At 46.5% G+C, this 14,907-nt stretch carries 17 protein-coding genes and 1 pseudogene; 10 read left to right on the top strand and 8 right to left on the bottom strand.

Going from position 1 to position 14,907, the window contains the following annotated elements; translation table 11 throughout:
• Window positions 1-285 precede the first annotated feature (285 nt).
• Window positions 286-787 (top strand): annotated as a pseudogene (locus CTN07_RS18455) (IS6 family transposase).
• Window positions 788-891: 104 nt separating this feature from the next.
• On the opposite strand, the gene sctU reads toward CTN07_RS18455, so the two are convergent.
• From sctU to vscN, 8 genes are read right to left on the bottom strand one after another with little or no spacing between them, the layout of a single operon-like run.
• Window positions 892-1,950 (bottom strand): type III secretion system export apparatus subunit SctU, encoded by a 1,059-nt coding sequence (gene sctU / locus CTN07_RS18460; RefSeq protein ID WP_005306592.1) that lies wholly within the window; start codon window positions 1,948-1,950, stop codon window positions 892-894.
• A gap of 18 nt (window positions 1,951-1,968) precedes the next feature.
• Window positions 1,969-2,751 (bottom strand): type III secretion system export apparatus subunit SctT, encoded by a 783-nt coding sequence (gene sctT, locus CTN07_RS18465; protein WP_005306589.1) that lies wholly within the window; start codon window positions 2,749-2,751, stop codon window positions 1,969-1,971.
• Entirely contained in the window at window positions 2,748-3,014 is a 267-nt protein-coding gene (sctS, locus tag CTN07_RS18470) for a type III secretion system export apparatus subunit SctS (RefSeq protein WP_036766118.1), read from the bottom strand. The genes sctT and sctS overlap by 4 nt, the downstream gene beginning before the upstream one ends.
• 13 nt (window positions 3,015-3,027) lie before the next feature.
• A complete protein-coding gene (gene vscR / locus CTN07_RS18475; protein WP_005306587.1) occupies window positions 3,028-3,678 on the bottom strand; it encodes a SctR family type III secretion system export apparatus subunit VscR in 651 nt (216 codons plus the stop codon).
• Window positions 3,675-4,640, bottom strand: coding sequence for a type III secretion system cytoplasmic ring protein SctQ (gene sctQ / locus CTN07_RS18480; RefSeq protein ID WP_005306585.1), 966 nt, complete (start codon window positions 4,638-4,640; stop codon window positions 3,675-3,677). The genes vscR and sctQ overlap by 4 nt, the downstream gene beginning before the upstream one ends.
• Entirely contained in the window at window positions 4,640-5,968 is a 1,329-nt protein-coding gene (locus tag CTN07_RS18485) for a type III secretion system needle length determinant (protein WP_005306582.1), read from the bottom strand. The genes sctQ and CTN07_RS18485 overlap by 1 nt, the downstream gene beginning before the upstream one ends.
• A 9-nt stretch (window positions 5,969-5,977) precedes the next feature.
• On the bottom strand, window positions 5,978-6,439 hold the full coding sequence (gene sctO / locus CTN07_RS18490) for a type III secretion system stalk subunit SctO (protein ID WP_036766117.1): 462 nt from the start codon (window positions 6,437-6,439) through the stop codon (window positions 5,978-5,980).
• A complete protein-coding gene (gene vscN / locus CTN07_RS18495; protein ID WP_036766116.1) occupies window positions 6,436-7,758 on the bottom strand; it encodes a SctN family type III secretion system ATPase VscN in 1,323 nt (440 codons plus the stop codon). The genes sctO and vscN overlap by 4 nt, the downstream gene beginning before the upstream one ends.
• 187 nt (window positions 7,759-7,945) lie before the next feature.
• Here vscN and sctW point away from each other — a divergent pair, with 187 nt between their 5' ends.
• The 9 genes from sctW to CTN07_RS18540 are packed head-to-tail and all read left to right on the top strand — an operon-like array spanning window position 7,946 to window position 14,899.
• Window positions 7,946-8,839: a type III secretion system gatekeeper subunit SctW gene (gene sctW / locus CTN07_RS18500; protein ID WP_005306573.1), complete on the top strand. Its 894-nt coding sequence runs from the start codon at window positions 7,946-7,948 to the stop codon at window positions 8,837-8,839.
• Window positions 8,820-9,104 (top strand): TyeA family type III secretion system gatekeeper subunit, encoded by a 285-nt coding sequence (locus tag CTN07_RS18505; RefSeq protein ID WP_036766115.1) that lies wholly within the window; start codon window positions 8,820-8,822, stop codon window positions 9,102-9,104. The genes sctW and CTN07_RS18505 overlap by 20 nt, the downstream gene beginning before the upstream one ends.
• Window positions 9,091-9,465: a type III secretion chaperone SycN gene (sycN, locus tag CTN07_RS18510; protein ID WP_036766113.1), complete on the top strand. Its 375-nt coding sequence runs from the start codon at window positions 9,091-9,093 to the stop codon at window positions 9,463-9,465. Before CTN07_RS18505 ends, sycN begins: the two co-directional genes overlap by 14 nt.
• Complete coding sequence (gene vscX / locus CTN07_RS18515; protein WP_036766111.1) at window positions 9,462-9,839, top strand: type III secretion system protein VscX; 378 nt, start codon at window positions 9,462-9,464, stop codon at window positions 9,837-9,839. The genes sycN and vscX overlap by 4 nt, the downstream gene beginning before the upstream one ends.
• Before the next feature lie 5 nt (window positions 9,840-9,844).
• A complete protein-coding gene (gene vscY, locus CTN07_RS18520) occupies window positions 9,845-10,171 on the top strand; it encodes a type III secretion system chaperone VscY (protein ID WP_036766110.1) in 327 nt (108 codons plus the stop codon).
• Window positions 10,167-12,299, top strand: a complete 2,133-nt coding sequence (gene sctV, locus CTN07_RS18525) for a type III secretion system export apparatus subunit SctV (RefSeq protein ID WP_085999158.1) — start codon at window positions 10,167-10,169, stop codon at window positions 12,297-12,299. The genes vscY and sctV overlap by 5 nt, the downstream gene beginning before the upstream one ends.
• The gene (locus tag CTN07_RS18530) at window positions 12,299-12,763 is read left to right on the top strand and encodes an LcrR family type III secretion system chaperone (RefSeq protein ID WP_050787846.1); all 465 of its coding nucleotides are present in this window, start codon (window positions 12,299-12,301) and stop codon (window positions 12,761-12,763) included. The genes sctV and CTN07_RS18530 overlap by 1 nt, the downstream gene beginning before the upstream one ends.
• An 8-nt stretch (window positions 12,764-12,771) precedes the next feature.
• Window positions 12,772-13,062, top strand: a complete 291-nt coding sequence (locus CTN07_RS18535) for an LcrG family type III secretion system chaperone (protein WP_036766109.1) — start codon at window positions 12,772-12,774, stop codon at window positions 13,060-13,062.
• A gap of 10 nt (window positions 13,063-13,072) precedes the next feature.
• Window positions 13,073-14,899, top strand: coding sequence for a virulence-associated V antigen (locus CTN07_RS18540; RefSeq protein WP_005306565.1), 1,827 nt, complete (start codon window positions 13,073-13,075; stop codon window positions 14,897-14,899).
• Window positions 14,900-14,907 lie beyond the last annotated feature (8 nt).

Below are 14,907 nucleotides of genomic sequence, written 5' to 3' on the forward strand. Positions count from 1 at the left end.
TTTGCGGCTGATTGAGATGCTGAAGCCTTATCAATATAGCTAGTTAAAGTCTGTATATTGAGATTATTTTGGATCTGGTTATTAACGGGCATAGGGTATTCCTTGGTCAAGCAATAATGTTAACAACATCATATTTTTTTCTATGCAGGTATTTCATCACTTTTGGTTTGAATTTTTATACTTTTGGTTGTTTATGGCTAAATTTGGGGTTCTGTCGCAAAGTTAGGGAACCAGAGAGCAGTTGAGAACTCTAATTACTGACTTTAAGCTTTTAGCTAAACTTTTATGCCATTTACTGGTTATCATTTTCCATCTGACATCATCCTTCAAGCCATACGCTACTATGTAGCGTACAAACTCAATTTCCGTGACATCGAAGAAATTTTTGCTGAAAGAGGAATTCAAGTCGATCATGCCACCATTAATCGTTGGGTCATTCGTTTTGCTCCCTTAATTGAGCAAAATGCACAGGCGAGAAAACACCCAGTATCAAGTTGTTATTGATAAAAGTGGCGCTAATGCTCGAGCTCTTCATCATATGAACGTCAAATTATGGAAAAGTGTCGTTTTCATGCTGAACTTAATAGAAATAATCGACGTGAAATACCTCAACAATATAGTTGAGCAAAGCCATAGGCCAATTAAACAAAAGATGTATCATTGGAAATCTGTTGAGGGAGCAAGTGCCACTATGTCAGGTCAAGAAGCTTGGACGCAAATCAAACGAGGTCAAGTTGGCGAGCTAAGCTCGCCTGTATGGGAGCGATTTTACGCGCTCATAGCATAATAGTGTCCGAAATTCGACACGCTTACGCCTTACATAAACTTTGCGGCAGAACCCCTTTTTGTACTGTGTGCACTCTGAGTATGACGCACATGATTGTGAGGGAGTTATACTCGCGATTCCTCAGACTGCTCAAGAGACGCAACCCAACGCAGGATTTCAGCGGTGGTTTCAATAAGATCGCCAGGAATATACTGGTTTAACTGACCATCAGCATAAAGAGCACGTGCGAGTGGTACTTTTTGCATCACTGGGACGCCTTCTTCGTGGGCTATCGCAATCATACGTTTCGCCATCGCATCGGTTTCTTTAAGGGTTATCACAGGCAGCGGTGTTTCGCCCTTTTTGTAGTACAAACCAATCGCGATGTGGGTTGGGTTCGTGACCAACACATTCGAACGTTTAACGTTATCTCTTTGGTTCGAAGCTTGCAGCTCTTGGTGCAACTGACGACGCTTACTCTTGATTTCAGGGCTGCCTTCCATCTCTTTATATTCGCGTTTGACCTCGTCTTTAGTCATCTTCAGTTGCTTGGTGTGGTCGAACTTTTGGTATGCGTAATCGGCAGCAGCAATCACAATAAAGCCGACGGAAGAGATGATCATGAGTTGTTTCACCAATACGCCGGTGATGGTCGGTACACACTCTAATCCGCATGCCGGGATTTGCAGTAGCGTGTTTAAGTTGTCCCGCAGCGTGACCCAAATAATGCAGGAAAGGAGCGAAACTTTAAGAATCGACTTAATAAACTCAATGATGCTCTTTAGCGAGAAAATTCGTTTCGCCCCTTCGACAGGGTTGATCTTTTTGATATCTGGTTTGACGGATTCACCACTAAACAGCAAGCCGAATTGCCCCATGTTCGACATGATGGCGATCAATGCCGCCACGATCAGGATCGGTGCCAGCAAGTAAACCATTTCTTTGGCGATGGCGATGGCTACGTCAAGCAACGCATCCTGAAACCCTTGATAAGCCAACTCACTCGGTAACAAAAGTAGGGCAGAAATGTGCGACATATAATAGTCAGCAAAGGCAAATAGGACGGCAACTAGGGCTAGGATTAAGGCCGATGAGACGACTTCCTGACTTTTGGCGACTTGCCCTTTTTGCCGGGCATCCCGAAGTTTTTTCGGGGTGGGGAGTTCTGTTTTTTCTCCGCTCATTGCTCTTCCTGTCTGTTATTACCAAATGGTATTGAGCTGTTCTCTGAACAGTACGATGTCAGAGAAAAGGGCTTGAAAGTGGTCCATCATCAATGCCAAATAAACAATCAATAGTACGCTGGCAATGGCACTTTTGATCGGCATGGCTAAAGAGAAAACATTCAGCTGTGGGGCGAATCGGCTAATCAGCGCGAGTCCAAACTCGGCAAGGAACATGGCTAAAACCAAAGGCGCAGACATCAAAACGCCAAGCCACATAAGTTGCTCGAACTGAGCGTAGAAAAAGTGCACCCATTCCTCAGTGACGGTTGGGAAAAAACTAATCACAGGCCACGACGAATAGCTGTTAAACAGCGCATAAATAAAAGTAACAAAGCCACCACCGGAGAAGAACAAGGTGATCAGGGTTTGAGTCAATAGCACAGCCGTTGGCGTTGACTGAGAGCCGAGAGTGGGGTTAAACATACTTGCCATCGCAGCACCACGTTGGTTATCCACTAGAAACCCTGCCGCCTCAATAGCCCAAAAAGGGATTGCTGCAACAAAGCCAATCAGCATACCCAATAGTACCTCTTTGCCTAAGATGACCATCAACCAAATCCCGTCCGTTTCTGCGGGCAGGTCTTGTTGGTTGATCATTGGGAAGATAAACAGCGCAAGCGAACACAAAACACCATTTCTCACCAAGGTGCCACCTAGCGTTTGTTTGTTTAAGATCGGCAAAAATATAAAGCAAGCCATTAACCTAGGGAGCGTCAAGCTGTATAGGAACAGGGCTTGGTGCAAATCATCGTAACTCATCGTATTTGCGGGATTTTATCCAAGGTCAAGGTAGCAAATGAATGCAGTTCGGCGCCCAGCCATTGTGAGGTAACAAATAGGGTTATGGTGACGGCGATCAATTTGACGACAAAGCCTAACGTCTGTTCTTGTACCTGTGTTAGCGCTTGGACAAGAGAGACCAAGGTACCGACAAGTGCCGCAACCAAAATCGGCGGCAGCGACAAGAACAGAACAAGCGTTAGAGCCTGAGTGGTAAAGTGGATCATTTCAGCCGGATTCATGCTTCTCTCCTCATTATCCGTAACTGAGCACTAGGCCATGGGTCAACTTGGTCCAACCGTCTAGCAACACAAAGAGCAGCAGTTTGAATGGCAGTGAGATGGTCATTGGCGAGACCATCATCATGCCCATGGCCAGCAAGATGTTGGATACGATCAGATCGATAGCGATGAATGGCAGGTACAACAGGAAGCCAATCTCAAACGCTCTAGTTAGCTCACTCACGGTAAAGGCGGGGAGTAACAACAATAAGCTGTCTGACTCCAAACGGTCGACGTACTTTTGTGGCCACAAGGTTCTTGCTGCATCAGTAAAAAACACCGATTCAGTTTCACGGATGTGCTTTTTCAAGAACTCACGGTACGGCTGCAATCCACTCTCGATTAAACCTTCGATGCTCTCCGAATCTTCAAGTGAGATTTCGTGCTGGGTCACGTAGTCATAGGTTTCAAACCCCACTGGCGCCATGATGAAGATCGACAGAATGATCGCCAATCCGTACATGGCCATATTGGGTGGAATCTGTTGTACACCTAATGCGTTTCTTAGCAGAGAGAAAACCACGGCCAGTTTAACGAAGGAGGTCGCCATCATTGCAATGAAAGGAATCAAAGCAAGAAGGGCGAGTGTAACGATGAGGTTCAGTTCATCAGGTAACTGGATCATGCTGGCTCCTGACTGCCGCCAAACAGTTCGAGAACGCGGACACCCAAGCGTTCATTAATGTTCACTAGTTCGCATTCACCAATGATTTTGCCGTTTGCTCGCATGGTGACTGGGTCAGAGATTGGCTGGTTAAGCTCAAAGGTAAAACCCGGTTGCAGCGCGTTAAGCTGTTCTAAAGTAATGGTTTGCTGACCAACATCGAAAGTCAGTTCAATTGGCAATTGCTGGTGGTCGGTCAGTGCTTCAGAGCTGTTGATATCGTTCATATTGGTTTCTTTTTCTTGGATATGGAGTGTCGTATTGTCGAGTTGGCATCGCCAAAGGTTGTGATTGGAGACCTGAAGCAGCACTTGGTGTTGCGCGATGTAGCAATCGTCGAAAAACACCACATCGCCCAGTTCAAGTTGCTCAAATTGACTGAGCGCCAAACGTGTTTTGCCAAAGCTCAACCAGAAGGGCAGTGCGATATTTTGGCTCAGGTAAGAGGGCGCTTGTGGCAGAGTGTCAATCAACACATCTCGACCTTCATGGACCCACAGGCTAAGAGAGACACCATCGCGATTGATGGTGAGCATCAACACGTTTTCTTCTGATGCAGGCTGCTCATGAACTTGCAGCTTGCTCAATGCCGGAAGTTGTCCAAATAAGCGCTTAATCATGTCGGTGTAGGGCTCAATTTGGCTACTGAGCAACGCCAATTGCAAAGAGTTTGGCAGTGATTCAAATGCCGTCGAGTCAAGAATGCCGTGCAACCATTGCTGTAATTGCGCACCGCTGAAATCGATTTGAATGGTTTGTCCACCAATGAGTAATGTTAAACGATAGCCAGAAAACTCCGGCTTTTGGCCAAGCGTGACCGATAAGCTATTGCTCTGACTATCTTGAAAGTGACACTGTTTTGCGCACAGTTGATTACTTAACGCGATGCTTGAAGGCTCAACCTTTGGGAAATCTAATATCATCATTCGTCCTCAGGCTTCCATTCATCGTAAATGCTGCGTTGTTGTCGAGAGCGTTGTTGGTCTTGTTGTTGGTTCATCTGTTCGCTGACTGCGATCCGAATCGGTTGGTCGATGCCTAAACGTTGCAGACGCTCGGTCAACTCTTGCTTAGCCGTTTGGTTGATCAGCGAAAGAGCGTGCTCTTGCTTAATCAGCACGCTGTAGCCAGAACTGTCTTGCTTGATGGAGATCTCGCCACCTTTTAATTGGCCTTCATTCAGAAGCAGGCGAACTTCTTTATCGTTTGCTGAAGGAAGAGAAACGTAGATCTTGTCGACTAACTTATTAATCAATTCGTTTACGTCTTGAGCTCTGTTCTGGGGCGCGTGTGTCTCTACGTTTTTCAGGATGATGTCGCCTTGCGCTGTTGATTGGCTTAGGTTGGCCGTCGGGTGAAGCTTAGCGTCCGACTCTGAACTTGGATGACGCAGTTCGATGTGCTTCACTGCTTTAACCTTCTCTTCAAGCGCGGACAATGCGGCTTTCGAGTCCACAATAGCAGCAGTGTCTTTTGCCGCAGGGTCGGGTTTATGAGCTGCGGCATCTAACTTATGCAGTTGGCCTTGCAGCACACTCTGCACGGTTGATGGCTCAGTTTTATTACGCAGATTGGCTTGGTCAGTCTGAATCGGTAATACCTGATCCTTTAGAGCGTTAGGCAAGCTGATCATCGGTATTTTAGGATCACGAGACGAACCATTATCTAATGGTACCGAGCTGACTTGTTTATTGTTCGAGTCTTTTTCTGCCGCAGAGTTAGAAGCCAACGGCTGTGATTTATCCGTTTCTTTACTTCCTACCGACTGCTCGATTAGAGAGTGTAGCTTTACAGGTTTGGCGGTATCTGAATGTGGCTCTTTCGCAGGGCGCTCTGACGTCTCGCTATGGCTCTCTTCGTTTTGATCTTTGTTGTCCAATACCTGCACGGTCTCTCTTTCTGAGAGATCGTGACTTGGCTTTTCTGGATGCAGATCAGCGTCTGACTTCTCATTAGCAGGTTGATCTTTCAAGTTTTCAGGGTGTTCTTGACTACCCTCGAGCTGCTCTTTCCCCGTAGCAGGAATAGCACTGCTGATCTTGCCTTTATGCTTCATGCCATCGAGCTTATCTGCGTTCAATACAGCAGCGAATAAGCGAGAGGTCGCTGACTCGTGTTCGCTTTCTGCTTGCGTTGGCTTAAGCGCATTATTAAAGCGAGATTCAAGTTCTTCTGAGACTTGGTTGACCGGCCTCTGTTGAACCTGTTGCGGACGTTCAGTTGTGTTTGGATGATCGTTTTTGACTCGCATCTTTACCTTCTATGAAACAACAACGCTGCGGAACTCTTCTTGTTCGAGCTCTTCTTGATACTGCACTTGGCGTGCTTGCTCAGCGATTTCTTGTTCGTTTAATTGAATGAATTTTTCTTTGGTTTTATCGGCGGCCAGAGCTTCTTGCTTTCTTTCCTTGAGTCGCTGGTTCTCTTGTTCCAATGCTTTTTTTTCTTCTGCGGCTCGTTGTTTTAAATCGGCTTCTCTTTCCCTTAACAGCGCGATTTCTTGCCGCAATATTTCAAGTTCTTTTAGAACGACGGTTTTCTGTTTGGCTTTTGCAAAGCGCCGTTCTTCTTCCTCTTCGCGCCATTGACGATAATCAACGACAGACTGTTCCGCCTTTCGGAGTGAGGCTCGTGCGTTACTGACTCGATACTCTTGTTGCTGCACCGCGCGATCAGCACGGTCGGCACGAATTTTTTTTATCTCTAGCAATTGCTCGATCATAAGCCTGCAAGCCCACTCAGCTGTGTGACGGTCTCTTCGAGTTCACTTGGCTCGTGCGTTCCTTGGCGCAAGAACGCTCGGATATCATCTCCCTGTGCGATGGCCATATCTGCGCGACTGTCGGCGCCGTGTTGGTACTCACCAATTTTTATCAGCAGTTCGACTTCTTCATATTTGGCCAGCATTTCACGCATGTGAGCCGCGGACGCTTGATGAGTTTTATCGACGATTTGATTCATCACACGGCTGGCAGAACGAAGCACATCAATGGCTGGATAGTGATTCATCGCAGCCAGTTTGCGAGAAAGAATGATGTGACCATCGAGTATCGAACGGGTCTCATCGGCGACTGGCTCAGTCATATCGTCACCTTCTACAAGCACGGTATACAGCGCGGTGATGGAGCCTTTGTCTGATTGACCTGCACGTTCCATCAGTTTTGGTAGTGCGGCAAAAACAGAAGGCGGATAGCCTCGTCGTGTTGGTGGCTCGCCAGCTGCCAAGCCGATTTCACGCTGAGCTCTGGCAAAACGCGTCACCGAATCCATCAGCAGCAGGACACGCTTACCTTGGTCGCGGAAGTACTCGGCGATGGAGGTCGCGACGAACGCCGCTTTGGCACGTTCCATTGCTGGTCGGTCTGAGGTTGCGACAACCAATACTGACCTTGCCATGCCTTTTTCGCCAAGGTCGTGTTCGATAAATTCTCTTACTTCACGGCCCCTCTCACCGATGAGGGCAAGCACGGTTACATCGACATCGGCAGAGCGAATGAGCTTGGCGAGCAGGGTACTTTTACCACCGCCAGCCGCAGCAAAAATGCCCATCCTCTGTCCTTCACCACAGGTGAGCAATCCGTCGATGGAACGCACGCCCATCGAAATCGGCTTTTCAATCAGTTTTCTCTGCATTGGTGGCGGCGCATCACGATAAACCGGATACCAAGCGCTCGGCTCAGTGCTTTGAGAGCCATCGAATGGGCGGCCTAGGCCATCGAGAATTTTCCCTAACAGATGATCGCCAACGCCGACTTCGTGCATTTTCCCAAGCGGGCTCACTTCGGTATTGGAGGAAATACCAAACATGTTGCCAAGTGGGGTAAGCAACGCATGGTGTTGCTGAAAACCCACCACTTCCGCAAGCAGCGACAAGGTTTGATCGGGATTTCGTAGCTCACAAAGCTCGCCGACACGAACACCAGGCACAACGGCTTTGATGATGGTGCCAGTCACTTGAGTCACGCGACCGCGGATTTGGATCAAACGCGTTTGCTTGATGGCCGATTGTTGAGTTTCGGCGATGTATGAGAAGTCGTTCAATTTAAGAAAACATGCGCAATAACTGATGCTGGTAGAATAGAAAGGATGGCGCCGTATTTATAGTGACTATTGGTCGGGAGTTTTTAGAAAACTTAAAACGCCCTAAAAAAACACGTCTGATTTTGACAGCCGATTAAAAATGCAATTCCTATAATTCGCTACATATTGTAGGAAGGAGTGCAAATCAATGAGCACTATCAATAGCCAAATTTTAACGGGCAACAAATTTGACGCGCCAATTCGAAGTAACCTTGAGTCTTCCCGCACGGGAGCTTCAGTCAATGGTAATTATCGAGGTGAAACTGTCCGCGCGCACAATGCAACTCAATCATTGTTTGATGCGATGGAAGAGCTGACGGCGTTAGGTTCAGAAAAAGCAGAAAAAGATCTCACGAAACGCAAAGTGAAAGACGGCAGTATTCGCGTGAATGAAGCGCATGAGCTGGTTTCCGATTACCTAAGAAAAGTGCCTGATCTTGAGAAAAACCAAAAGATCAAAGACCTTGCTACCAAAATGGCAAGCGGCAACTTATCAACGATTGCTCAGTTACAGGCGTACCTCAACGGATTCTCGGAAGAGAAGAGCCATCAGTACCTCGCGCTACAAGCAGTGAAAAAGTTCCTCGGAACCAATCCAGAAAGTAAGAGCTTATTGGCGCTGATAGACCAAGCCATTCTGACCTTTGAGCAGAACCTGGACTCTTGGGCTCAGATTGATACTGAAATTCGTGTTTCAAGCTTCGCGGATGAATACAGCCAAGAGCAAGGCTTTAGCAGTTTGCATCAATTGCGTGGTTTCTATCGCGACACGGTACACAGCTACCAAGGTTTAAGCTCAGCGTACAAGGATGTGGTTGAGCGCTTTGGTGCAAAAGAGGTCTCAACGGCGGTCGACTTTATGTTGCAGGGCATGAGCGCAGATTTGAGCGTTCAAGGTAGTAGTATTGACTCCGTTAAGCTTCAGCTTCTGATGTCCGATATGCAAAAACTTAAGACGCTGAATACGCTTCAAGACCAAGTTAGTAACCTCTACCAGATGTTCAAACCTCAGCAAGCAAACTATGGCTTATCAAGTTACTAATTTGATGTCAGACGTCATCGCTTTGGTTGAGCAGCGTTGGGTGGAAAGTGCCGAGATATGGAACCTAGTGAACGCCATGGAGTTGGCGTCCACGGAGCAAAAAATTAGCTTTTTTAGGGAACTGCACAAACTGATTCGCCATATTCCAATTGATGTATTTAACGATGAAGAACAGCGACAAAACCTAATACAAGCTGTGCAAAAAGCGCTTGATGAAGCAATTGATTTAGAAGAAGAGGAAATGTGGGACGATGAATTGGATTGATGAGTCAGTGGATGATTTTTGCCGAGGAATGGGGCTTGAAGCGGTGGACTTCTCGTCAGCAGGACGTGTTCAACTGAGCTTTGAGCAAAGCGGCACTCTGCATATCGAGAAGCATCAGGACTGCCTGTTTCTTATGCTTGCGAAAACGCTGCCTTGGCACCAGTCGAATGAGCCTATTAAAAAGGCGTTGAGTTTTTGCCATGCAGGTCAAGGTTGGCCATTCCTCATTAAGACCGGGTTACTGGATGAACAGACACTGGTCTTCTCTGCACAAATTGAAGGGGATGAAGTGACCTTACCAACCATCGAGCAAGCGTTCGCTCTACAGGTTCGTTTACATAAAGAGGTGGCGGGTTCATGAGTCGCATTAGTACGCTAAACGTTGGTATTGAAGGATTTACTCACGTTTCGCTTGAGCAAGTTGAAAACGGCTTCCCACAGCGTTTTCAGCTGTTGCCTGATGGTCAAGCCATTGCGACTCACCTAGAGAAACTGTACGAGCTTCGTCCCTCTGAGCAGTACTTGATGTCACTGGCCAGGCCGAAGTTGACGCATTTGGAACTACTTCGCCCAGACAAGTACCGTCAACAGTTTGATACCACTCAGCAGCGGCTTCAGGAATTGGCGCAGAAAAATGGTTCGCACGCGCTCAATCAGGCATTGGAAACACTGCAAAGTACCAAATTGGACCAACGTTATCTCACCATGGCGTTAAATCTACTGATTCAGGTTTAAGCCCCATGTTGCAAACGAAAGACGTGGAACTGTTGCTTATCCACGCTGCACTCCAAGTTCAATATCAAAAGCCGGAACAGGCGATTACCTTGCTTGATGCACTGCTGGAAATCGAACCTCAGCATCAAGAAGTTCGCCAAACATTAGCAGTGGCATGCCTGAATTCAGGTCGATACACACGTTCAATCGAGCTGTGCGAAAGCTTATTGAAAACCGAACATTCAAATAAAGCGGGTTTGTGGTTTTGCCTGAGCCAAGCTCGCTGGAAACAACAGGATGTTGAAGGTGCACGCCACGCACATCGACGTTATCTACAATCTCTAAATAATTAATCAAATGAATAAGTTGAAGTTGATCGATATTCTAAATAAAGCCGGACAGCGTAAAGACATCATGCTTGCCGTGATGCTACTTGCGATCGTCTTTATGATGATCTTGCCTCTACCTACGGCACTAGTGGACGTTTTGATCGGTACCAACATGAGTATTGCGGTCGTCTTATTGATGTTGGCTATCTACATCACCACACCGCTAGAATTCTCTGCATTCCCAGCCGTGCTTTTGATCACTACTTTGTTTCGCTTGTCGCTTTCTATTACGACAACGCGACTTATCCTGCTGCAAGGCGATGCAGGTCAGATCGTATACACCTTTGGTAACTTCGTGGTCGGTGGTAACTTAGTGGTCGGTATTGTTGTTTTCCTGATCATCACCATTGTTCAATTTATGGTGATCACCAAAGGCTCTGAAAGGGTTGCGGAAGTCGGCGCTCGATTCTCTCTTGATGCGATGCCGGGTAAGCAGATGAGTATCGACGGCGATATGCGCGCTGGGGTTATTGATGTTCATGAGGCGCGTCACCGCCGTTCATTGATCGAAAAAGAAAGCCAAATGTATGGCTCGATGGATGGTGCGATGAAGTTCGTGAAAGGCGACTCAATCGCGGGCCTGATTATCATCGTGGTAAACATTCTAGGTGGTGTCACCATCGGTGTGACTCAAAAGGGCATGTCTGCCTCTGAGGCTCTTGAATTGTTCTCAATCCTGACCGTCGGTGATGGTCTGGTTTCGCAGATCCCGGCACTGTTTATCGCTATCACGGCCGGCATCATCGTTACCCGTGTTTCAAACGAGGATTCTTCTGACTTAGGCTCAGATATTGGTGGTCAGGTGACTGCTCAGCCAAGAGCTTTGTTGGTTGGTGGCGTTCTGCTTATTTTGTTTGCTCTTATTCCGGGCTTCCCGAAGGTTACCTTCCTGATTCTTGCCGCGATTGTTGGCGGTGGTGGCTTCTTCTTGTTCTACCAACAGAAAAAACAAAGCGAATCCGACAGTTCTGACTTGCCTAGCTTTGTCGCCCAAGGTGCTGGTTCGCCAGCGGCTAAACCTAATAGACCGACATCATCTCGTAATAGCAAAGGCAAGCTGGGTGAGCAAGAAGAGTTTGCGATGACAGTACCGCTGCTCATCGACTTGGATTCTCGCTTACAAGAGAGCCTAGAAGCTGTGGCATTAAATGATGAGCTCGCACGAGTCAGACGCGCGCTGTACCTCGATCTAGGTGTGCCATTCCCGGGCATTCACTTACGATTTAATGAAGGGATGAGCAATGGTGAATACTTGATTCAATTGCAAGAAGTACCGGTTGCTCGCGGTCGAATTGAAAGCGAAAAAATGCTGGTAACAGAGGGCAATGAGCAGATCGATTTGCTGGGTGTGCCTTACGAAAACGATGACGATTTTCTGCCGGGCATTGTGAGTATTTGGGTTGACCACAGTCACCGAGAAAAATTGCAAAACAGCCATGTGGGCTTTTTGACTCCCGACTGCATTCTGACTTACCACCTGTCTCACGTACTGAAAGAGTACGCGCAAGACTTTATCGGTATTCAAGAGACCCGTTACTTGCTTGAACAAATGGAAGGCAGCTACTCCGAATTAGTGAAAGAAGCGCAACGTATTGTGCCTCTACAAAAGATGACGGAAATCCTGCAACGCCTCGTTTCTGAAGATATTTCTATTCGTAACTTACGTGTGATCTTAGAAGCAATGGTTGAGTGGGGGCAGAAAGAGAAAGACGTGGTTCAACTGACGGAATACATCCGTTCCAGCTTGAAACGCTACATCTGTTACAAGTATGCCAGCGGTCAAAATATGCTGCCTGCGTACCTGTTGGATCAGAGCTTGGAAGATACGATCCGTAACGGAATTCGCCAGACTTCGGCGGGCAGCTACTTAGCGCTTGACCCTTCTGTGACTCAACAGTTTGTCAGCGACGTTAAGCAAACTATCGGTGATTTGAGTCGCATGCCAAATAAACCTGTGCTGGTGGTGTCGATGGACGTGCGTCGTTACGTACGTAAATTGATTGAATCTGAATACTACGAACTGCCAGTGTTGTCGTTCCAAGAACTGACGCAGCAAATCAATATTCAACCTCTGGGAAGGGTAGGAATGTAATGGCGTGTGAACTCGCTCAGTCTTTAATGGCGTCAGGAGTCGAAGTGACGCCTTACTTTTGGCAGAAAAGCACCATCTTGCTCGGGCAACGATACGAGTGCGACGGTATGGAGCTGGTATTCCGAGTAGAAGAAGGTGAAATCATCATCGTACTGCTGCGAAGAGTCAGCCCTAATCAAGGTTTGAGCAATCCTTTCTCTGCACTGTTTTTACTCGCAGAACACACGATCCGATTGTACCCACTCGATTGGAGCATTCGCGGCAACGTTGACGTATTGCGAGGCAGCAATATGAGTAGCCAAAGATTAGCGCAGTTCTATTTAAGAGCCTGTGGGGCGAGCCACGATGAACAAGAAGATTGGTACTTTTTGCGCCTCAGTGATTACCGCCCACTTAAAAAGAGAAGAAGTAAAAACTCTCGACTGTTACTGACCGCATCCAAGAGATGCTTCGCTTTAAGATAGGTATCAAGATGAAGCAACCCTTTACCGAAACCATTGAAAAATCAGAACTTGCTATCCGTAATGCGGAAGATAGAACTGATGTCTTCAATGAATTACTTGAAGGATTAGGCGTTGGTCCAGTAGCAGGCAATATTCTGCTCGATGGGTTAAATGCTTCGCCCCAATTGATGAAACAAGCAGAGCATGAACTGCTTGAAGAAGTACAACGCCGCAGACAACAACAGCATCAAGTGCAAGCCACGAGTACCAAAGACTCTAGGCGCAAGCGACCAACAATGATGCGTGGCATGGTGATCTAGAGGTTTTTAAATGACGGATATGACAACCATGAACTCTGTATCTGGAGTTCTAAATACAGCAACGAATCGTGACTATCAAGCCTCTTTCCAGCAGCGTTTGGTAGAGACTCTTTCTCCAATTCTAGGCGATTCCGATGCAGCTCAATTAGAGTCTTTGATTCGCCAATTACCAATGGTAGTTGGGCGCACCGAACAAGACAGTTTGGATCTATATGCAGATTCATTACGCACGCTGCTAGAAAAGCAAGCCGCCTTTACGGGGACTGCTGCCGCTGAAACAGCTGCGCATTGGATGCAGTTACTGCAACACCAAGCGGTGAATGGTCAGATTGCGCCTCAAGACGTAATGACTGGCGTAAACAACACGCTCGCGCATCAATTCCAGTCTTGGTTCGATAAGCAATTAAAAGATACGGTCGACAGCTCGCTTCCAACAGATTTTATCAATGAGTTTCGTTTAGGCAGCCAAAGCACCCAAGCGCAGCAAATTGCAGCCCTAGATGCGAGCGCGCTTACAGCCGCGACAGCAGAGGTCAGCAAATTTGTAGACGCTCTTGCGCAGCAAATGAGCTCTAGCGAAGTCCGTGATAGTGCGATTTCATTTTTACGCAATGCTTTTCGTAATCTAGTCTCGGTAGACGTCAACGGGCTCAAGAACTCGGACTACTTGCTAACGCAAGAAAGCTTCAGTGCAGCGGTTACAGCTCAACTGGTTGCTTCTTTGGACAGCGTAGATATCAAGTTAAGTAAAAGTGACGCAGATGTTTTGGCAGGCAAGATTGCTTGGATTCCTGGTATGTCTAAACAGGAGCTTAACGACGCATTAAATGATCTTGCAAAACAAGTGAAAGGTCAGTTCGCAAACAGTTATACCGCTGGCGGTAAAGATGAATTACAAGCCGCACTTGATACTGTGGTAAACGAACTCAATAACTCCCCAAATGAGATAACACTTTCAAGTTTGTTATCTAGCATTGCGGTAAGCCTTGTGAACACTCAAGTCGATGCGTTTTACGGCGGCTTGGAAGATGTTCAAGTTACTCAAGCAACGCCAGATCAGGTTGCTCTGATCAAGCAAAGCACAGCGAGGGACATCACGCTGCTTTTCGAAAAAATAGTTGCTAGACAAGATAGTGGTACAGATTTCACTTCTCGTCATAAAAAAATGCTGGAAAACCTGGATGCGCTAAAGATTCGCTTAAGCAAAATTACAAAGGAAGAAAAAGACAACAAAGCAGTTAATGCTGAGCATGCGTTAACGGCTCGCGATCTTCTATCTGTGATTGAATCTAGTATTGGCGACCGCTTTGATGAACGTGTGCTGTTTGCCTTAAACGAGCGTCGCGTTAACCGACTTGAGAAACGAAATGAACAGAAACAAGTGCTAGAAGAATTGACTATTAGATTGAAGTTTTTCGGTGTTGTTCAGTCTCGGATACACTCGTTTCAAAGTAGAGATGCTAGTTACGATCCATTTGGAGTGGAGGGTAGATTTAAGGCGTCAGATTTTAATTATAGCAATGATAATGAGTTCAAAGCTTCTCCCGAGTATAAATATTTATCGAAAAATAAGATAGAGAAGCACGGGGATTTTTTGAGAAAGGAAGGTCTTACTGTACCGTATGATGTTTCTTATCAAGATACAAAAGATAATAAAAAATTATCAAATTTTTCCAGCTCTGTCAGCGATAAATCCAAGTTGCTTAACGATGAAGTACAAATCAAAACCACTGAGCTGAACGACACCAGTTCTCAATACAACTCTACCGTTGAAGCTATGAACAAATTTGTTCAGAAGTACCACAGTATTTTACAAGAAATCTTACGAGCGATTTAAGGATAAAC

It is taken from the genome of Photobacterium damselae, assembly GCF_003026815.1.
Lineage (GTDB): Bacteria > Pseudomonadota > Gammaproteobacteria > Enterobacterales > Vibrionaceae > Photobacterium > Photobacterium damselae.